We start from the raw sequence: 17,982 nt of genomic DNA, 5'->3' as shown, positions 1-17,982 counted from the left end.
GCCCGCCGAACGGGGCCGGGAGCTCAGTCGTGGCGCGGTGTCCCGGACACCTCGTGATCGGCGTGCGACAGCGCCTCGGCGATGAGCGTGCGGACGTGCGTGTCCGTCGCCCGGTAGAGGACGCGGCGGCCGTCCCGGCGGGTGCGCACCAGCCCGGCCAGGCGCAGCTTGGCGAGGTGCTGGGAGACCGAGGGGCGCGCCACGGCCACCATCCGCGACAGCGACGAGACGTCGTACTCCCCGGAGGCCAGCAGCCACATCAGGCGCAGCCGGGTCGCGTCACTGAGCATGCGGAACGCGGCGACCGCCGCCTCCACCCGGGCGCGGTCGGGTTGCTCCTGCGACATGCTCGTACCTGATTCGTTGTCGCGTGCGTACATGAATACATATAGTCGGCCGGAGAGCCGTCCGACGCAAGCGAGGCACTCATGTCCGAGCCGCACCAGGGTCAGGATCACCCCCACGACCACCCCTCCGGCCGTGCCCACGTCACCCGGCGCGGGCCGGATCAGGGCCACGGTCACGAGCACGAGCACGAGCACGAGCACGGGCACGGTCACGGGCACGGGCACGGGGCTCGGGACGGAGCGGGCGGCGGACGGTTCGGGGCGTGGGCGGCCCGGATGCGCCACGTCATGGTGCCGCACACGCACGACAGCGCCGCCAAGACCGACGCGGCCCTGGAGTCGAGCGCTCGCGGGATGCGCGCCCTCGCCGTCTCGTTCGCGGTGCTGGCGGTGACCGCCGTCGTCCAGGCGGTGGTCGTGGCGTTCTCCGGGTCGGTCGCACTGCTGGGCGACACGCTGCACAACGTCGCCGACGCCCTGACCGCGCTCCCGCTCGGGATCGCCTTCTGGCTGGGGCGGCGCGCGGCCACCCGGCGCTTCACGTACGGCTACGGCCGGGCCGAGGACCTGGCCGGCGTGTTCATCGTGCTGGCCATCGCCGCGTCCGCCGGGCTCGCGGGCTACGAGGCGATCCGGCGGCTGGCCGACCCGCACGACATCCGGGCCGCGGGCTGGGTGGCCGTCGCCGGTCTCGTCGGGTTCGCCGGAAATGAGTGGGTAGCCCGCTACCGGATCAGGGTGGGCCGGGAGATCGGCTCGGCCGCGCTGGTGGCGGACGGGCTGCACGCCAGGACCGACGGCTACACCTCCCTGGCCGTGCTGGTGGGGGCGGGCGGGGTCGCGATGGGCCTGCCGCTCGCCGACCCGATCGTCGGCCTGCTGATCACGGGCGCGATCTGCTTCGTGCTGCGCGACGCGGCCCGGCAGATCTGGCACCGCCTCATGGACGCCGTCGATCCGGCCCTGGTCGAGGAGGCCGAGCGCCTCCTCGCCGAGGTCCCGGGCGTACGGCGGGCCGGCGCGGTGCGGCTGCGCTGGATCGGCCACGCGCTGCGCGCCGAGGTCGAGATCGTGCTCGATCCCGGCCTGACCCTGGTCGAGGCGCACGCGGTCGCGGTCGAGGCCGAGCATCGGCTCATCCACGGCCTGCCCCGGCTGCGGGCCGCCACCGTCCACGCCGACCCGGACGGCCCCGCCGGGGTCGAGCACCACGCGGTGCTGGTCGCCCACCGGTAAGCCTCCGGCCTCGGCCGTCACGGAGCGTCCGCGCTGCTCAGCCGTACGATTGGGAGAGCGGCCGTCCCCGGGAAGGGGGCATGAGGTGCGTTTCGATGTGATGGTGGAGACGCCGCGCGGCTCACGCAACAAGTACGAGATGGACGCCACCCGGCAGCGGATCCGCCTGGACCGGATGCTGTTCACCGCGACGTCCTATCCGTACGACTACGGCTTCCTGCCCGGCACCGTGGCGGAGGACGGCGAGCCGCTGGACGCGCTGGTTCTCGGCGACATGCCGACCTTTCCCGGCTGCGTGATCCGGGCCCGCCCGGTCGCCGTCTTCTGGATGCACGACGAGATGGGGCCGGACGCGAAAGTGCTGTGCGTGCCCGCCGACGACAGCCGCTACCAGCGCCTGCAGAACCGGGAGGACGTCCCCGAGCACGTGCTGAACGAGATCGCCCACTTCTTCGACGTCTACAAGGATCTGGAGCCGGGCAAAAGCGTGGACACCTGGGGCTGGGAGGGCCGCGAGCGGGCCGAGGCCGTGGTCGTCGACGCCCAGGCCCGGGGCGTCGACGCCTGACGATCTGAGCCGATGTAGATGGCGGCCCCTCAGCGCCTGAGCGGGAAAAGGCCGGGAGACGGCACGTGAAGGCAGTCTCCCGGCCCTTGCTTCCGCAGGCCGTCCCCGGTCACTGGGCGATAGGAGTACGGGTCAGACGCTTGCGGAAGACCCAGTACGTCCATGCCTGGTAGCCCAGCACCACCGGGGTGAAGATCGCCGCCACCCACGTCATCACCGTCAGCGTGTACGGCGAGGAGGCGGCGTTCGTCACGGTGAGGCTGTACAGCGGTGAGGTGCTGGATGGCATGACGTTCGGCCACAGGTCGAGGAAGAGCGTGGCCGTGGCGAGCACGATCGTGACCGCCGTGCCGGTGAACGCCCACCCCTCCCTGCCGCGGACCGCGGCGACGACCCCGCCGATCAGCGCTCCGGCGGCCAGCGCGGTGGTGGCCCAGGTGAGCGGCTTGCCGTGCATGATCTGGGTGATCACCAGGAACGCCGCGGCGACCGCGACGACGGCGGGGGAGGTCCGCAGGGCCAGGGCGCGGGCGCGGGCCCGCAGGTCACCGCCGGTCTTCAGCGACAGGAAGACCGCCCCGTGCAGCAGGAACAGGCCGAGGGTGACCAGCCCGCCGAGCAGCGCGTACGGGTTGAGCAGGGTGAACAGGTTCCCGGTGTAGATGTGCTGGGCGTTGATCGGCACCCCGGCGACGATGTTGGCGAAGGCGACGCCCCACAGGAAGGCGGGGAGGAGGGAGCCCCAGAAGATGGCCCGGTCCCAGCCGCGCCGCCACCGGTCGGAGTCGTGCTTGCCGCGGAACTCGAACGCGACGCCGCGGATGATGAGCGCCAGCAGGATGAGCAGCAGCGGCAGGTAGAACCCGCTGAACAGGGTGGCGTACCACTCAGGGAAGGCGGCGAAGGTGGCGCCGCCCGCCACCAGCAGCCAGACCTCGTTGCCGTCCCACACCGGGCCGATCGCGTTGATCATGATGCGGCGGTCGACGTTGTCCCGGCCGAGGATCGGCAGCAGGACGCCCACGCCGAAGTCGAAGCCCTCCAGCACGAAGTAGCCGATCCACAGCACCCCGATGAGGACGAACCAGACGGTGGTGAGTTCCATGACGTGTTCCTCAGTAGGTCAGGGCGGGGATGGTGGGGTCGGCGGCTTCCTTCTGCGCCGTCAGGTCGGGCGGTCCCGCCTTGACGTGCCGGGCCATGATGATCGCGGTGATCACGGCCAGTACGGCGTAGACGATGGTGAAGGCGGCCAGGGAGATCGCCACGGTGGGCACGTTCACGCCGGGGGAGACGCTCGCCGCGGTCCGCAGCACCCCGTACACCGACCACGGCTGGCGGCCCATCTCGGTGAAGATCCATCCGGCGGCGTTCGCGAGGAACGGCAGCGCCATCGCGGCGAGCGCGGCGCGGTAGAACCACCGGCTGCCCGGGGTGCGTCCCTTCCTGGTCAGCCAGAGGCCGACCAGGGCGAGCAGGCTCGCCAGCGCGCCGAACCCGATCATCAACCGGAAGGTCCAGTACGTCACGGGGATGGACGGCCGGTAGTCGCCCGGACCGTACTTGGCGACGTACTCCTTCTGCAGGTCGTTGATGCCCTCGACCGAGCCGTTGAGGTCGCCGGTGGCCATGAAGGACAGCACGTTCGGCACCCGCAGGCTCCACAGCTCCTCGCTGCCGTCCGGGGTTCCGAGGGTGAACAGGGAGAACGACGCGGGCGCGGACGTCTCGTACAGGGCCTCGGCGGCGGCCATCTTCATCGGCTGCTGCTCGGTCATCAGGCGGGCCTGGAGGTCGCCGGTCGCCGCCACGGCGATCCCGGACGCCAGTGAGACGGCGAGCCCGATCCGCATCGCCTTGCGGAACAGCGGAACCTCACGGCCGCGGGCGAGATGCCAGGCGCTGACCCCGATCAGGAACCCGGCGGCGGTGATGAACGCGCCGAAGAGGACGTGCGGGAAGGTCACCAGCGTGGTCGAGTTGGTGAGCACGGCCCAGATGTCGGTCAGCTCGGCCCGGTTGGTCTCCGGGTTGATGCGGTAGCCGACGGGGTGCTGCATCCACGAGTTGGCGGCCAGGATGAAGTACGCCGAGAGTGTCGTTCCGACGGCCGCCAGCCAGATCGTGGCGAGGTGCAACCGGGGCGGCAGGCGGTTCCAGCCGAAGATCCACAAGCCGAGGAAGGTCGATTCGAGGAAGAACGCCAGCAGGCCCTCCATGGCCAGCGGCGCCCCGAAGATGTCACCCACGAAGCGGGAGTAGTCACTCCAGTTCATCCCGAACTGGAACTCCTGCACGATTCCGGTGACCACCCCCATCGCGAAGTTGATCAGGAAGAGCTTCCCGAAGAACTTGGTCATCCGCAGATAGGTCTCGTTGCCGCTGATGTGCCAGGCGGTCTGCATGGACGCGACCAGTAGGGCCATGCCGATCGTCAGCGGAACGAAGATGAAATGGTAGACGGTGGTGATCCCGAACTGCCATCGCGACAGATCCAGCACGTCCATGGGGGCTTCCTCCTAATTTCCCCCTAAACGCTCCCGTACCGAGGCCTTTGCCGGGCAGGGACCTTCGTCATCCATCCGAAGGTCCTACGTACGGGTCCAAGTGCCGCCCGTGGCGTCCGCTTGACCCGGGCCGGGCTCCGCGGGGCCGAATCGGTGGACGGTGGACCCCGGCCCGCACCACCGGTCGAGCAGCTCGGTGTCGTGGCTGATCGCGAGCACGCCCGCGCCCGACTCCCGGCGGTACTCCTCCAGCCGCGCGACGAGAAGGGCCTGCGTGGAGGCGTCGAGCATGGTGGTCATCTCGTCGCAGATCACATAGCGCGGCCGGAGGGTGAGCGCGCGGGCGACGCAGGCGCGCTGGAGCTGCCCGTCGGACACCTCGTGCGGACGCCGCGTCAGCAGGTCCGGGGTGAGACCCATCTCCTCGGCGAGCCGCTCCGCGCGGTCGAGGGGCCGCCGCGCCACACGGAGCGGCTCGGCGACGACGTCGAGCAGGGTGAAGCGGGGATCGACGGCGAGCCGCGGCTGCTGGAAGATCAGGGCGATCGTCGTGCGCAGGGCGGGCGCGGCCCGGTGCCGCCAGCGGCGGACCTCCTCACCGTCCACGCTGACCGTCCCGGCGGCGGGCCGCAGCAGCAGGGCGAGGACCCGCGCCAGGCTGGACTTTCCGCATCCGCTCGGCCCGGCCAGCCCCGTCACCTCCCCGGGAGGCACGGAGATCGTCACCCGGTCCAGCACCCGGTGGCGGTCGTAGGCGACGGTCACGCCGTCAGCGCGCAGCATTGCGGTCCAGCTCCAAGGGGTGCTCCAGGGGCTCCAGGGGATGGTGGCAGGCCACCTCCTGCCGGTCTGGGACGGGGGCGACGCGGCCTCCGGACCCCTGCGGAGCCGGGGGTTCCGGCAGCTCGGCGAGCTCCGGAACCCGCTCGCAGGCGGCGGACGCCCGGTCGCAGCGCGGCAGGAAGGCGCAGCCGTCAGGCAGCCGGGTCAGCTCCGGCGGCCGCCCCGGGATGGGCGCGAAGCGGCGGGACGGCAGCGCGTCCAGCAGCCCCGCCGCGTACGGATGACGGGGTCCGGCGAAGAAGGCCGCGGCCGGGGTGACCGACACGACGCGGCTCGCGTACATGACGGCGACGCGGTCGGCGACCTGCTCGGCGGCGCGCAGGTCGTGCGTGATGAGCAGCACGGCCCGCCCGTCGTCGGCCAGGCGGCGCAGCTCGGCCATGGTGGCGTCCACGAGCGGCCGGTCGAGGCCGCTGGTGGGCTCGTCCGCGAGGATCAGCCACGGGTCGCCGGCCAGCGCGAGCGCGTTGGCCACCCGCTGGGCCATGCCGCCGGACAGCTCGTGCGGGTAGCGGTCCAGGTCGGCCGGGCGCAGCCCGGCCCGCGCGGCCAGGTCGTCGGCGCTCGCCGGATTGCCGAGCTCCCGCAGCGCCTCCTCCAGCTGCGACCGGGCGGTGCGGACCGGGGTGAGGTGCGTGGCGGGGCTCTGCGGGACCAGCCCGATCCGGCGTCCGCGTACGGACCGGGCGAGGACCTCCTCCGGGGCGGCGACCAGGTCCACGGGTGGGAGAGAACCCGACGCGGCGAGCGCAGTGGGGGACCGGGGGACGAGGTTGTCCGCGGAGCGAGCGAGGAGCGGTGAACGACCGATCGGCGCGCCGTCCCCGGACTCCAGCCACGCGGAACCGGTGACCTCGGCGTTGCCCGGCAGCAGGCCGAGCAGGGCGTGCGCCATCACCGACTTGCCGCAGCCGGACTCGCCGACCAGGGCCAGGCACTCGCCCTGCCGTACCTCGAACCGGGCGTCGGTGACGGCCTGGACGGTCGCGCCGGAAAGGTGGAAGCGGACCGTGAGGCCGTCCACCCGCAGGCGGGAAGGGGCGGTCATAGCTGGAGCTCCGATCGTCGCCGGGGGTCGGTCCGGTCCCGCCACCCCTGGGCGAGGGTGGAGATCGCCAGCGTCGGCAGGAGGATGAACAGGCCGGGGAAGAGCGAGGGCCACCAGTCGCCCGCGAGCAGCGACCGCGCCCCGTCGTTGATCATGTTGCCGAGCGAGGCGAGGTGGGGCGGCAGCCCCAGCCCGAGGAAGCTCAGTGCGGTCTCGTGCCAGACGGCGTGCGGGACCATGAGCACCGCGGCCAGCGCGACGTGCGGCGCGAGGTGGGGCAGGAAGTGCCGCAGCACGATCCTGGCCCGCCCGGAGCCCCCGGAGATCGCGGCGTCCACGAACGGACGGGAGCGCAGCGTGAGCACCTCCGAGCGGACGATCCGCGCCGCGGTCATCCAGTGGGTCAGCCCCACGGAGACGACGACCGCGGTCGCGCCGGGCGAGAACAGCGCGACGATGAAGATGCCGAACAGCAGGTGCGGCACCGAGTTGAAGCCGTCCACGACCCGCATCAGGATCCGGTCGGCGGCCCCGCCGAGTGTGCCGGCGGCGAGCCCCACCAGCGTGCCGACCGTCGCGGACACCGCCGCCGCGACCAGTCCGACCAGCAGCGACACGCGCAGGCCGTACACGACGCGGAGCAGCACGTCGCGGCCCAGATCGTCGGTGCCGAACGGATGCGCGAGCCCCGGCGGGAGCGAGGCCGACGCCAGATCCACCTGGCTCTGGTCGAGGCGGGCGACCAGCGGGACCAGCAGCACGGCCAGCCCGAGCACGGCCAGGGTCACGGCCGCCAGGCGGCGCGAGCGGTCGCGGCGCCGCCGGTCACGCCGCCGGTCACGCCGCCGGTCACGCGCGCGCGTCGCGGGACGCGTCCGGGTGCCGGTCGTCATCAGCTCACCCCCAGAACCCGCACGCGCGGGTCGGCGACGACGTACGCGGTGTCGGCGAACAGGCTGCCCACCAGCACCGCGAGGGTGGCGAGCAGCGTGAGCGCCGCGAGCAGCGGGAAGTCCGCCGACAGCGCCGCCTGCACGGACGCGGAGGCGACCCCCGGCCAGGAGAAGACGGACTCGACGAGGATCGCCCCGGTCACCAGCTCGGGCACCCGCGCGCCGAGCAGCGTGATGAACGGCAGCAGCGCCGAGCGCAGCGCGTGCCGCAGGATCACCGTGCGCTCGCGCAGCCCGCGCGCCCTGGCGCCGACGACGAAGTCCTCCCGCAGGGTGCCGATCAGCGACTCGCGCACGAACAGCACCAGCCAGGACGACTGGGAGAAAGCCAGCACCACCACCGGCAGGATCATGTGCCGCAGCACGTCGCCCGGCTCCACGGTCGTCGCGGCGGCGTCCGTGAGCCCGCCCGAGGGCAGCCAGCGCAGCTTCACCGCGAAGATCCAAATCACCAGCAGCCCGGTCCAGAAGACCGGCGCGGCCTCGTTCGCGTACGCCGTGCCGGTGATGACGCGGTCCAGCCACGAACCGCGCCGCCAGGCCGCGAGCACACCCGCGACCAGGCTTCCGGCGAGCATCAGCACGAGGGCGCAGCCGACCGCGAGCAGCGTCCAGCCGAGCCGGTCGCCGATCACCTCGGCGACCGGCCGGTGCAGGCTCCGGGAGTCGCCGAGGTCGCCGCGGACCAGGTTGCCCAGCCAGGTGAGGTACTGCTCGGCGAGCGGGCGGTCCAGACCCCAGTTCGCCCGGATCCGCTCGGCGACCTCGGGACTCGTCGTCAGCGCGCGGTCGCCGAGATACTGCCGGACCGGGTCGAACGGCGACGCCTTGGCCAGCGCGAACATGCCGATCGTGACCGCGAGCAGCAGCGGGACGGCGAAGACCAGCCGCCAGACGGCCATCCGGGCGAGCGCGCGGATCACGCGGCCGGCCTCCACTCGGCCAGGTTGCGGAACAGGCCGCCGGCCGCGTGCTCGTGCGCCTCCACGCTCGGGGCGACGCCCGTCCACGCGCCGCGCACGACGTACACGTGCTCAAGGAAGACCAGGTACGCCCAGGCCTCGTCGTCGCGGATGCGCCGCTGCACGGCGTCGTAGGCCTCCTTGCGGGCGGCCGGGTCGGTCTCCTCGCGGCCCTTCTCCAGCAGCGCGTCCACCTCGGGCGACTTGTAGTGGCCGGGGTTGAAGAAGCCCTTGCCGGCGAACTGGGAGTGGAACGTCTCGAAGTTGGTGTAGTCGGGGTCGAACGGCGTGCCCATGCCCATCATCAGGGCGTCCTTGCTCATCCGCGGCTCGATGGCGTCCCAGTCCAGGCCGGTCGGCCGGATGTCGATGCCGACCTTCTTCGCGTCGGAGGCCGCCGCGAGGGCGAGCTCCTTGCGCAGCGAGTCGCCGGCGGGGTACATCAGCGTGAACCGCGCGGCCGTCCCCTTCTTCGCCCGTACGCCGTCGGCTCCCGCGACCCAACCGGCCTCCTCAAGCACCCGTACGGCCTGGGCCTGGTCGGCGGCGGGGGAGCCCTCGACGGCGGGGTTGTGCCAGGTCGTATCCGGAGGGATCGGCCCGAACGCGGGACGGCCGGCCCCGGCGAGGATCGTCTTCACCATGGCGGCCCGGTCCACGGCGAGGTTGACCGCCTTGCGGATGGCGAGGTCGCCGGTGACCGGCTCGTTCATCGGGAACATCACGCCCCGGTAGTCGGCGCTCGGCACCCGGTGGACGGTCAGACCGTCGGTGTTCTCGAACCGCGCGGCGGCCTTGGGCGGCAGCTCGACCGCGTCGAACTCCCCGGCCGCCATGCGGGTGGCCCGGACGTTGTCGTCGGAGGAGAACGCCAGCACCAGCTTCTTGATCGCCGGCGCGCCGTCCCAGTAGGACGGGTTCGCCTCCATCACGATCTTGTCGCCCGGCGTCCGGGACACGAACCGGTACGGCCCGCTGCCGACCGGCTTGGCCTCGAAGCCGGAACGTTCCAGGCTCCCGTCCGGCACGATGCCCAACGTGGACCGCTGCAGGATCGGCGCGTACGGGTACTTCAGGTGGAAGACGACCGTCGCCGGGTCGGGTGCCTCGACGGACTCGATCGCCGCGTAGTCGCCGCGGATGGCGGAGTCGTTCTTCTCGTCCAGCACCGTGCGGTAGGTGTAGGCGACGTCCTTGCTGGTCAGCGGGGTGCCGTCGTGGAAGGTCACGCCGGAGCGCAGCGTGAACGACACGGTCTTCCCGTTGACTTCGGGCACGGTGGTGGCGAGCGCGGGGCGCAGGCTCAGGTCGGCGTTCCTGCTGACCAGTCCGTCGAACATGAGCGAGCCGCCGTCCGCGGCGTATCCCAGCACCGGGTTCAGCGAGTCGGGTTCCGAGCCGAGCCCGGCGACGAATGTGTCCGTTCTCGCGGGGCGGTCCGTGGCGGGGGCGGCCGAGCAGGCGGCGGACAGTCCGACGGTCGCGACGAGGGCGAGCCGGGTCAGGGCGCTTCTCATGACGCCGAAGGTAGAACGCCGCCCCAAGTAATTGCAAGTTCAACGTTATTGCGAGCTATTTGCGATAAATCGGCGTGACGCCCCGCGGGCCGGGAGGTTCCTCCTGGGAGAACTCCTCGTGGCGCGAGCCGTCCGGCCCGCGGGGCGCCCCGGTTACCGGCTGTCGCTCGCGATCCGCTTGAACAGCTGGTCCGCCTCCGGCTGCTTCCAGGAGACGCGGTTGGGGTCCTCCGAGTAGGGCGTCCACGGGATCGTGACGAAGCGGGTGTCGCTCGGCTTCATCCCCGCCAGGCCGCGGGCGAGGGCGACCATCTCCTCCACGTTCAGCCCGGGCTCGGTCTTGACCGAGGCCTGCACGGCCTTCAGGAAGGCCGGGAGCCGAACCGGGTCGGTAGGCAGGCCCGCGGCCTTCTTGATGATGCCGCGCATCAGCACCTGCTGGCGCTTGATCCGCGAAAGGTCGGATCCGTCGCCCAGCGCGTAGCGGAGCCGGGCGTATCCCAGGGCCTGCTCGCCGTTGAGCACCTGCCGGCCGGCGGGCATGCGCAGCTTCGCCTTGGGGTCGTCCACCGCCTTCGGCACGGTGATCTCCACGCCTCCGAGAGCGTCGATCATGTCCTTGAACCCGGAGAAGTCGATCGCCATCGCGTAATCGACGGTGACGCCGGTCAACGTCTCCATCGTCTTGCGGGCGCAGGCGAGCCCGCCATCGGCGTACGCCGAATTGATCATTCCGACGTGGGCGGGGGCCTTCTTGCCGTCGCCCGTCCGGCATTCGGGGATCCGGACCATCGAGTCCCTGGGGATGCTCACCGCCTCGGCGCTCTTCCGGTCGGCGGCCAGGTGTACCAGGACCAGCGTGTCGCTCCGCCCGGGGTAGTCGGCCATCCGCGGGCCGTACTTCGCGTTGGCCCCCTCGCGGGTGTCGGAGCCGATCAACAGCAGGTTGAGCGGTCCGGTGGGCGCCTCCACGCCCGCCTCGGTGAGGGAGCCGGCGGGGCGTCCGGTCCCGGATCCACTGAGCAGCACGGTCGGCACGGTGACGACGGCCGCGGTGAGCCCGGCCGCCAGGGCGACCATCGCCCAGGTGCGCGTACGGCGGGATCCGCCGGCCCGCGCGGACCGGCTCCGGGCGGAGGGGTCGAGCAGGCGCCGCCGCTGGTGCGCGAGCGAGGCCGGGGGCTCGTGCTCCAGCTCGCGGCCGAGGTCGCGGAGCAGATTCAGGTCGTCCATGGTCACGCCTCCTCGTGCATCGGGTCGGTATTGCCGAGAGCGGCGCGGACCTTCTTCCTGGCCCGGTTCAGACGGGAACGCACGGTGCCGATCGGGATGTCCAGGGCCCGCGCGACCTCCTCGTACGACAGGTCGCCCCAGGCGAACAGCAACAGGACGTCTCGATCACGCGCGGGCAGCGCGGCCAGGGCGCGGGCGAGCGCCGGGCGGGCGGACCTGGCGGTGACCCCGGCGGCCACCCGGTCGGCGGGGGAGTCGACCACGTCGTCGGCCGGGGTCCGCAGCAGCGCGCGATAGCGGGCGGCCTCGGTGCGGCGGTGCCGCGAGACGAGCTTGGTGACGATGCCGAAGAGCCATGGCCGCGCGTCGGGATAGGCCGCGTCGTAGCGGTCCCGCCGGGCGAAGGCGATCAGGAACGTCTCGCCGACCAGGTCCTCGGCGACCTCCGGGCCGAGCCGCTGGGAGACATATCTGTACAACATCCTGGAGTAGCGATCAAAAAGGACGGCGAACGCCTCCGGATCGGTCCGGGATTCGCCGATGAGGTCCGCGTCGCGGACCGGGTTCGCCGGCAGTGCGGTCAACGGATGCACCATGACACGTGGACGGCCTTCCATGGGGGACAGGGACATCCTGTCTCGCCACGAGGCCGGGTTCGGGTTCACGCGGCGCCGGAGCGGGCGCCGACGGGGGCTCGATCGCTCGTTCGGGGGACGGTCGGGGACGGCCAGGGACGGCAGGGGACGACGCGGGGGGTTCGGGCAGTCGCGGTCAGTCGCGGTCCAGGGCGTTGCCCGCGCTCACCGCGAGCACCGCGGGCAGCTCGCTCAGCTCCGCGGTCAGATCGGTGACCGAGCCGCGGCCGAGCAGCCCGAGGGTGACCACGACGGTGCGCCCTCCCACCGGGCCGGGCTCGGCGCGCTCGTGCCCGTCCGCGCGGCCCGCGTCGGGGATCTCACCGTGGACGCGCTCCGTGGCGACCTCGGTCACCACGAAGCCGCGCCGCGTACACGTCACGAGCGCGTCGCGCAGCGTGCCGGCTCCGGCGAGGTAGACGAGGCGCAGGTGGGACATGGTGTCGGCGTGCATGCGGAGGCGGCGCACGACGGGGTTGAGGCCGAGGATGACCATGAAGTGCCCGGCGGTGACCGCGACCGCGAGCACCGGCAGGCCGGCGCCGCACGCCATGCCGATCGCCGCCGTCACCCAGACCACGGCGGCGGTGGTGAGCCCGCGTACGGCGTCGCGCCGGACGAAGATGAGCCCGCCGCCGATGAAACCGATGCCCGTGACGACCTGGGCGGCGACCCGCGACGGGTCGAGGGAGACGTTGTCGCCGAGGACGTCGAAGAAGCCGTACTTGCTGACCAGCATGAACAGGGCGGCACCGAGGCCGACCAGGGCGTGCGTGCGCAGGCCGGCGTTCTTGAAGCGCAGCTCGCGTTCGAGGCCGATGGCCGCGGACAGCACGATGGCCAGCGCGAGTTCGCCTATCTGGGGGAGGCCTTGACCGGATGACAGGACAAACATCTTCTCACTCCTACCCAGGAAACCGCCGGATATCCGGGGATCGCCCGGACGATGCCGTGGTCCTGGTCAAGACCCGGTGAAGGCGACCGCCCGCCGCCTGCGACCCGGACGTTCCGGAGGTGGCGCCGTGACTCCGTCAGGGGCCGGCCGGCGGACGGGGGAAGGCACAACGCTTTCCGCGTGTTGACCACCGGCGTGAGCACCATGGTCGACGCCGTCGTCATCGGCGCGGGACAGGCGGGGCTGTCCGCCGCGTACTTCCTGCGCCGGTTCGGGATCGAGTTCGTGATCATAGACGCGGACGCCGGACCGGGCGGGGCATGGCGGCATCGTTCGCCCACCCTGACCATGGACAAGGTTCACGGGATCTTCGACCTGCCCGGCGCGCGGTTGTCCCCGCCGGACGACGGGGGCCTGCCGGCCGCCCGGGTCGTCCCCGCGTACTTCGCCCGGTACGAGACCCAGATGCGGCTGCCGGTGCTGCGGCCGGTGCGGGTCCGCTCCGTGCGCCGCGACGGCGACCGGCTCCTGGTCACGAGCTCGCGCGGCGAGTGGGCGGCGCGCGCGGTGGTGAACGCCACCGGGACGTGGAGCCGCCCCTACTGGCCGTTCTCTCCGGGGGCCGCCACGTTCGCGGGCCGGCAGCTCCATTACGTCGACTACCGGGGCCCGGAGGAGTTCGCCGGTCGGCGCGTGGTCGTGGTGGGCGGCGGCAACTCGGCGGCGCACGTGCTGTCCGAGATCGCGGGCGTCGCCGAAGCCACGCTCTGGGTGACCCGCCGCCCGCCGGTGTTCCGTACGGACGACTTCGACGCCGAGGAGGGACGGGCCGCCGTCGCGCTGGTGGAGGAGCGCGTCCGGGCCGGGCTGCCGCCGCAGAGCGTCGTCAGCGTGACCGGCCTCGGCTACACCACCGTCGTACGCGAAGCGCTGGCCAAGGGCGCGTTGAACCGGCTGCCGATGTTCGCGCGGATCACGCCGGGCGGTGTGGCGTGGGACGACGGCCGGACGGAGGACGCCGACGTGATCGTCTGGGCCACCGGGTTCCGCTCCGCGATCGACCACCTCGCGCCGTTGCGGCTGCGCGAGCCGGGCGGCGGTATCCGGATGGACGGCACCCGCGTGGTCGCCGAGCCCCGGCTCCACCTGGTGGGGTACGGCCCGTCCGCCAGCACGGTCGGCGCGAACCGCGCGGGACGCGAGGTGGCGCGTGAGGTCCGCCGGCTGCTCCTCGGCTCCGGCGAGTCCGGTGGCTCCGGCGGGCCCGCGGTCGCGGCGCCGCTCGCCCCCACGGCGTGACAGCGGCGGGTCGGCACGCGGGCGCGGGACCCTGTCCCGACGGGGTGGCCGGGGGCGTACGGCCGTGACGGCGCGGATGACCATGCCGAAAATCGGTACATCGGCGGACCGATGGGTCTAATCTCGAAGGCTATGTTCGTCAGCGCGGCCCCCGTAGAGATCGCCTTCGACACCGAAGAGGAAAGGATCGTACGGGTCGGGACCACCGTGCGGCGCCCCATGACGGCCGCCTCGCCGTCCGTACACGCCCTGCTCGCGCACCTTGAGGCCGTGGGATTCGACGGCGCCCCGCGCGCGCTCGGAATCGACGGGCAGGACCGCGAGATCCTGACCTTCGTCGACGGGGAGACGGCCACCCGGCCGCTGCCCGCCTGGGCGGTGTCCGACGAGACCCTCGCCGGGCTGGCCCGCCTGCTGCGCCGCTTCCACGACGCCGCCGAGAGTTTCGTCCCGCCGCCGGACGCGGTCTGGGAGCAGGGGTCCCAGGCGGACGAGTCGCCCGAGTTGGTCGGCCACTGCGACGTCACCCCGGAGAACGTCGTCTTCCGCCCCGGCCCGTCCGGCCGGCCCGTGCCGTACGCGCTGATCGACTTCGACCTGGCCCGGCCGACGACCCGGCTGTTCGACGTGGTCACGACGCTGCGGCACTGGGCGCCGATCGCCGACCCCATCGACCGCGATCCCCGCCAACGCGGACTGGACGTCGGCCCCCGGCTGCGGCTCTTCTGCGACGCGTACGGCCTCGCCGTACGGGATCGGCTACGCCTGGTCGACACGGCGCGGACCCGGCTCGGCCGCTCGTACGTCGCGACCCGGACGCGTGCCCTGACGCTCGGCGGTGACTGGGCGCGCCGATGGGCCGAGGGGGCGGGGGAGCGCATCCGCAGGGCGGGCTCCTGGCTCGACGCCCACGAGGACGAGCTGCGCCGCCACCTCGTCGAGGGCGCCTGACGCCCCGGCGGGTTCAGTCCGAGAAGCGGTAGCGCACCAGCACCCCCAGGCGGCGCAGCGGAGGGACCAGCCGCATGACACGGCAGGCCACCCGGTAAGGGAACGGCAGCCGGTCGATCCAGGGCAGCTCCACGGCGGCGACCTCGGCGACCAGGCGGAGCCGCGGATCCCAGCCCTCCAGCCGGCGGGGATCGCCGAGCCCCCAGGTGAGAGTGGCGCCGGAGGTCCGCAGGATGCGGTTCAGCCGCTGTAACCGCACGGCGAGCGGGCTGACCGCGTCGAAGGCCGCCTCCCCGCCCGCGTCGAAGTGATTGGCGACGCGGTGGACGAGCGTCTCCATGGCCGGCCCGGACAGGTACATCGTGAGCCCCTCGGCCACCACGAGCGCGGGGCGGTCCCGGGGGATGTCCGGCAGCCACGCGGGATCGGTGACCGAGCAGCCGATCAGCCGGTACCCCTGACGTCCCGGATAGAGGCGGCGGCGCAGCTCGACCACCTCGGGATAGTCCACGTCGAACCACTGGACCCCGGCCGGGGGAGCGACCCGGAAGACCCGGCAGTCCAGGCCGCAGCCCAGATGCGCGACAACGGCGTCCGGATGGTCGGACAGGAACGCGCGCGTCCACTCGTCGAGCTGCCGCCCCCGCATGGCGACGACCGCCGCCTCGCCCGGGGTCAGGCGGAACCTCGTGAAGTCGAACGCGATGCGGCGGACGGCGTCCTCGGCCATCCGGTCCCCGAGCATGGGCCGGTCCGCGCGGCTGTCCAGCGCCCTGCCGTACAGGGTGGCGAGGAGGGTCTGCCGCACGCCGGTGAAGGCGACCTTCTCGGTGGTCATCCACCTCCGCTACCCAGGGGCGGCGCGTCCAGCCGGACCCGCCTCAGGACCCGCCTCAGGCCCGTATCCGGGCCCGTTTCCGCGCGGGTACGGCGACGGCTCGGCGGCCGGAGGGCGCGGTCCGGCGGCGTTCTATTGTTGGCGCATGAGTAATCACTTTGATGTGGTCGTGCTGGGCGCCGGCCCCGGGGGATATGTCGCCGCGATCCGCGCGGCCCAGCTCGGGCTGCGCACGGCCGTGATCGAAGAGCGCTACTGGGGCGGCGTCTGCCTCAACGTGGGCTGCATCCCGTCGAAGGCGCTGCTGCGCAACGCCGAGCTGGTGCACCTGTTCGCCAACGAGGCCAAGACGTACGGCATCAACGTGGACGGCCAGGTCGGCTTCGACTACGGCGTGGCCTACGAGCGCAGCCGCAAGGTCGCCGACGGCCGGGTCAAGGGCGTCCACTATCTGATGAAGAAGAACGCGATCACCCAGTTCGAGGGGCGCGGCCACTTCACCGACGCCAACACGCTGCAGGTGACGTTGAACGGCGGCGGCACGGAGACCGTGACGTTCGACTCCTGCATCATCGCGGCGGGCGCGAGCGCGCGGCTGCTGCCGGGCACGTCGCTCAGCGAGCGGGTCGTGACGTACGAGGAGCAGATCCTGGCCGACGCCCTGCCGGACAGCATCGTGATCGCCGGCGCGGGCGCGATCGGCGTGGAGTTCGGCTACGTGCTGAACAGCTACGGCGTGGACGTCACGATCGTGGAGTTCTTCGACCGGATGGTGCCGCTTGAGGACGCCGACGTGTCGGCCGAGCTGGCGCGGCGCTACCGGCGGCTCGGCATCAACGTCATGACCTCCACCCGGGTCGAGAACATCGACGACAGCGGCGAGAAGGTCCGAGTCACGGTGTCGCACGAGGGCAAGCAGCAGGTCCTGGAAACCGACAAGGTGCTGCAGGCCATCGGCTTCCAGCCGAACGTCACCGGATACGGGCTGGAGAACACCGGGGTCCGGCTGAGCGACCGCGGCGCCATCGAGGTCGACGGGCGGTGCCGGACGAGCGTGCCGCACATCTACGCCATCGGCGACGTCACGGCCAAGCTCATGCTCGCGCACGCGGCGGAGGCGATGGGGGTCGTCGCGGCCGAGACGATCGCGGACGCCGAGACGATGGAACTGGACTACGTCATGATCCCGCGGGCGACGTACTGCCAGCCGCAGATCGCGAGCTTCGGCTGGACCGAGGCGCAGGCGCGCGAGCAGGGCTTCGACGTGAAGGTGGCGAAGTTCCCCTTCAGCGCGAACGGCAAGGCGCACGGCCTCGGCGACACCGTCGGCTTCGTCAAGATCCTCAGCGACGCCAAGTACGGTGAGCTGCTCGGCGCCCACCTGATCGGGCCGGACGTCACGGAGCTGCTGCCGGAGCTGACCCTGGCCCAGCAGTGGGACCTGACCGTCAACGAGGTCGCGCGCAACGTCCACGCGCACCCGACGCTGGGCGAGGCGGTCAAGGAGGCGATCCACGGCCTGGCCGGTCACATGATCAACATGTGACAGAGGATCGCGTTCGACCCGCATGATCTGATCGGTCGCGACGACCCGGCCGGGCGAGGGCCCCAAAAACCCTTCGCACCTGCTCGCCTCGCCCGGTACGGTCTCGAGCGTGTTCCCACTGCGGGGAGCCCAGGAGTTCCGCGCGCGGCCGCCCCGGCAGTTCCCACGCTGAGAGTAGGTTTCGTCGATGGCATGTCGTATCAGTGAGCTCGTGCTCGGTTGCCGCGACCCCGAGGTGCTGGCGCGGTTCTGGTGCGAGGTCCTGGACTTCGTCGTGCTCGATCGCGAAGAGGACGGCACCCTCGAGATCGGGCCGCGCGAAGGGTTCGGCGGCCCGCAGCCGACGATCATCCTCAGCCGCAGGGACGAGCCGGAGCAGGGGAAGCCCCGGCTGCACATCGACGTCAACGCCACCGACCGCGATCAGGACGCCGAGCTCGAACGCCTCCTGAAGCTCGGGGCGCGTCCGGCCGACATCGGCCAGACCGGCGAGGAGCCCTGGCACGTTCTTGCCGACCCCGAGGGCAATGAGTTCTGCCTGCTCAGGGCCCGCCTCAACCCGCTCTGACGGCTCCGCGCCCCCGATACGGCCCGGTGGGCGCGG

At 72.2% G+C, this 17,982-nt stretch carries 18 protein-coding genes; 6 read left to right on the top strand and 12 right to left on the bottom strand.

Translation table 11 applies throughout. From position 1 onward, the window contains the following. Positions 1-23: 23 nt before the first annotated feature. Positions 24-347 carry an ArsR/SmtB family transcription factor gene (locus AWQ71_RS39335; RefSeq protein ID WP_218002160.1) on the bottom strand — a complete coding sequence of 108 codons (324 nt, stop codon included), beginning with the start codon at positions 345-347 and terminating at the stop codon, positions 24-26. 81 nt (positions 348-428) lie between these two features. Here AWQ71_RS39335 and AWQ71_RS39330 point away from each other — a divergent pair, with 81 nt between their 5' ends. Next, positions 429-1,583 (top strand): cation diffusion facilitator family transporter, encoded by a 1,155-nt coding sequence (locus tag AWQ71_RS39330; protein ID WP_084259820.1) that lies wholly within the window; start codon positions 429-431, stop codon positions 1,581-1,583. Between the two features lie 85 nt (positions 1,584-1,668). Next, positions 1,669-2,151: an inorganic diphosphatase gene (locus tag AWQ71_RS39325; RefSeq protein WP_084259818.1), complete on the top strand. Its 483-nt coding sequence runs from the start codon at positions 1,669-1,671 to the stop codon at positions 2,149-2,151. A 109-nt stretch (positions 2,152-2,260) separates the two neighbouring features. On the opposite strand, the gene cydB is transcribed toward AWQ71_RS39325, so the two are convergent. The 10 genes from cydB to AWQ71_RS39275 all read right to left on the bottom strand — a co-directional run bounded on the left by cydB (position 2,261) and on the right by AWQ71_RS39275 (position 12,744). Beyond that, entirely contained in the window at positions 2,261-3,256 is a 996-nt protein-coding gene (cydB, locus tag AWQ71_RS39320; protein ID WP_067144205.1) for a cytochrome d ubiquinol oxidase subunit II, read from the bottom strand. A 10-nt stretch (positions 3,257-3,266) separates the two neighbouring features. Beyond that, a complete protein-coding gene (locus tag AWQ71_RS39315) occupies positions 3,267-4,658 on the bottom strand; it encodes a cytochrome ubiquinol oxidase subunit I (protein WP_067144203.1) in 1,392 nt (463 codons plus the stop codon). An 84-nt stretch (positions 4,659-4,742) separates the two neighbouring features. Next, positions 4,743-5,441: an ABC transporter ATP-binding protein gene (locus AWQ71_RS39310; protein ID WP_067144201.1), complete on the bottom strand. Its 699-nt coding sequence runs from the start codon at positions 5,439-5,441 to the stop codon at positions 4,743-4,745. Further along, positions 5,428-6,549 carry an ABC transporter ATP-binding protein gene (locus AWQ71_RS39305; protein WP_084259816.1) on the bottom strand — a complete coding sequence of 374 codons (1,122 nt, stop codon included), beginning with the start codon at positions 6,547-6,549 and terminating at the stop codon, positions 5,428-5,430. Before AWQ71_RS39305 ends, AWQ71_RS39310 begins: the two co-directional genes overlap by 14 nt. Next, positions 6,546-7,442, bottom strand: coding sequence for an ABC transporter permease (locus tag AWQ71_RS39300; protein WP_084259814.1), 897 nt, complete (start codon positions 7,440-7,442; stop codon positions 6,546-6,548). The genes AWQ71_RS39305 and AWQ71_RS39300 overlap by 4 nt, the downstream gene beginning before the upstream one ends. Then, positions 7,442-8,440, bottom strand: a complete 999-nt coding sequence (locus tag AWQ71_RS39295; protein ID WP_245658984.1) for an ABC transporter permease — start codon at positions 8,438-8,440, stop codon at positions 7,442-7,444. The genes AWQ71_RS39300 and AWQ71_RS39295 overlap by 1 nt, the downstream gene beginning before the upstream one ends. Further along, complete coding sequence (locus AWQ71_RS39290; protein WP_067144199.1) at positions 8,422-9,981, bottom strand: ABC transporter substrate-binding protein; 1,560 nt, start codon at positions 9,979-9,981, stop codon at positions 8,422-8,424. The genes AWQ71_RS39295 and AWQ71_RS39290 overlap by 19 nt, the downstream gene beginning before the upstream one ends. 153 nt (positions 9,982-10,134) lie before the next feature. Next, on the bottom strand, positions 10,135-11,214 hold the full coding sequence (locus AWQ71_RS39285; protein ID WP_067144197.1) for an LCP family protein: 1,080 nt from the start codon (positions 11,212-11,214) through the stop codon (positions 10,135-10,137). Between the two features lie 2 nt (positions 11,215-11,216). Next, positions 11,217-11,798 carry an RNA polymerase sigma factor gene (locus AWQ71_RS39280; protein ID WP_245658982.1) on the bottom strand — a complete coding sequence of 194 codons (582 nt, stop codon included), beginning with the start codon at positions 11,796-11,798 and terminating at the stop codon, positions 11,217-11,219. Positions 11,799-11,985: 187 nt separating this feature from the next. Further along, positions 11,986-12,744, bottom strand: coding sequence for an MgtC/SapB family protein (locus AWQ71_RS39275; protein ID WP_067144193.1), 759 nt, complete (start codon positions 12,742-12,744; stop codon positions 11,986-11,988). A gap of 180 nt (positions 12,745-12,924) precedes the next feature. Between AWQ71_RS39275 and AWQ71_RS39270 the strand changes: the two genes are divergently transcribed. After that, complete coding sequence (locus tag AWQ71_RS39270) at positions 12,925-14,043, top strand: NAD(P)-binding domain-containing protein (protein WP_067144190.1); 1,119 nt, start codon at positions 12,925-12,927, stop codon at positions 14,041-14,043. Between the two features lie 132 nt (positions 14,044-14,175). Continuing rightward, positions 14,176-14,994 carry a phosphotransferase gene (locus tag AWQ71_RS39265; RefSeq protein ID WP_067144188.1) on the top strand — a complete coding sequence of 273 codons (819 nt, stop codon included), beginning with the start codon at positions 14,176-14,178 and terminating at the stop codon, positions 14,992-14,994. Between the two features lie 13 nt (positions 14,995-15,007). Here AWQ71_RS39265 and AWQ71_RS39260 read toward each other — a convergent pair whose 3' ends face one another. Continuing rightward, a complete protein-coding gene (locus AWQ71_RS39260; RefSeq protein ID WP_067144186.1) occupies positions 15,008-15,832 on the bottom strand; it encodes a class I SAM-dependent methyltransferase in 825 nt (274 codons plus the stop codon). Between the two features lie 145 nt (positions 15,833-15,977). Between AWQ71_RS39260 and lpdA the strand changes: the two genes are divergently transcribed. Both lpdA and AWQ71_RS39250 read left to right on the top strand, forming a co-directional pair. Then, on the top strand, positions 15,978-17,378 hold the full coding sequence (gene lpdA, locus AWQ71_RS39255) for a dihydrolipoyl dehydrogenase (RefSeq protein ID WP_067144184.1): 1,401 nt from the start codon (positions 15,978-15,980) through the stop codon (positions 17,376-17,378). A gap of 187 nt (positions 17,379-17,565) precedes the next feature. Further along, positions 17,566-17,946, top strand: a complete 381-nt coding sequence (locus AWQ71_RS39250; RefSeq protein WP_067144182.1) for a VOC family protein — start codon at positions 17,566-17,568, stop codon at positions 17,944-17,946. Positions 17,947-17,982 lie beyond the last annotated feature (36 nt).

This window comes from Microtetraspora malaysiensis, from assembly GCF_001528665.1.
GTDB classification, from domain to species: domain Bacteria; phylum Actinomycetota; class Actinomycetes; order Streptosporangiales; family Streptosporangiaceae; genus Microtetraspora_A; species Microtetraspora_A malaysiensis.
The sequence above is the reverse complement of the archived record's forward strand: the minus strand, read 5'-3'. Positions and strand labels throughout refer to the sequence as shown.

Bases quoted from the DNA above. Each gene is read 5' to 3' on its own strand.
- AWQ71_RS39330 (WP_084259820.1), top strand. From the start codon at position 429: ATGTCCGAGCCGCACCAGGGTCAGGATCACCCCCACGACCACCCCTCC.
- AWQ71_RS39250 (WP_067144182.1), top strand. From the start codon at position 17,566: ATGGCATGTCGTATCAGTGAGCTCGTGCTCGGTTGCCGCGACCCCGAG.
- AWQ71_RS39315 (WP_067144203.1), bottom strand. From the start codon at position 4,658: ATGGACGTGCTGGATCTGTCGCGATGGCAGTTCGGGATCACCACCGTC.
- lpdA (WP_067144184.1), top strand. From the start codon at position 15,978: ATGAGTAATCACTTTGATGTGGTCGTGCTGGGCGCCGGCCCCGGGGGA.
- AWQ71_RS39305 (WP_084259816.1), bottom strand. From the start codon at position 6,549: ATGACCGCCCCTTCCCGCCTGCGGGTGGACGGCCTCACGGTCCGCTTC.
- AWQ71_RS39285 (WP_067144197.1), bottom strand. From the start codon at position 11,214: ATGGACGACCTGAATCTGCTCCGCGACCTCGGCCGCGAGCTGGAGCAC.
- AWQ71_RS39290 (WP_067144199.1), bottom strand. From the start codon at position 9,981: ATGAGAAGCGCCCTGACCCGGCTCGCCCTCGTCGCGACCGTCGGACTG.
- AWQ71_RS39310 (WP_067144201.1), bottom strand. From the start codon at position 5,441: ATGCTGCGCGCTGACGGCGTGACCGTCGCCTACGACCGCCACCGGGTG.
- cydB (WP_067144205.1), bottom strand. From the start codon at position 3,256: ATGGAACTCACCACCGTCTGGTTCGTCCTCATCGGGGTGCTGTGGATC.
- AWQ71_RS39335 (WP_218002160.1), bottom strand. From the start codon at position 347: ATGTCGCAGGAGCAACCCGACCGCGCCCGGGTGGAGGCGGCGGTCGCC.
- AWQ71_RS39300 (WP_084259814.1), bottom strand. From the start codon at position 7,442: ATGACGACCGGCACCCGGACGCGTCCCGCGACGCGCGCGCGTGACCGG.
- AWQ71_RS39275 (WP_067144193.1), bottom strand. From the start codon at position 12,744: ATGTTTGTCCTGTCATCCGGTCAAGGCCTCCCCCAGATAGGCGAACTC.
- AWQ71_RS39260 (WP_067144186.1), bottom strand. From the start codon at position 15,832: ATGACCACCGAGAAGGTCGCCTTCACCGGCGTGCGGCAGACCCTCCTC.
- AWQ71_RS39265 (WP_067144188.1), top strand. From the start codon at position 14,176: ATGTTCGTCAGCGCGGCCCCCGTAGAGATCGCCTTCGACACCGAAGAG.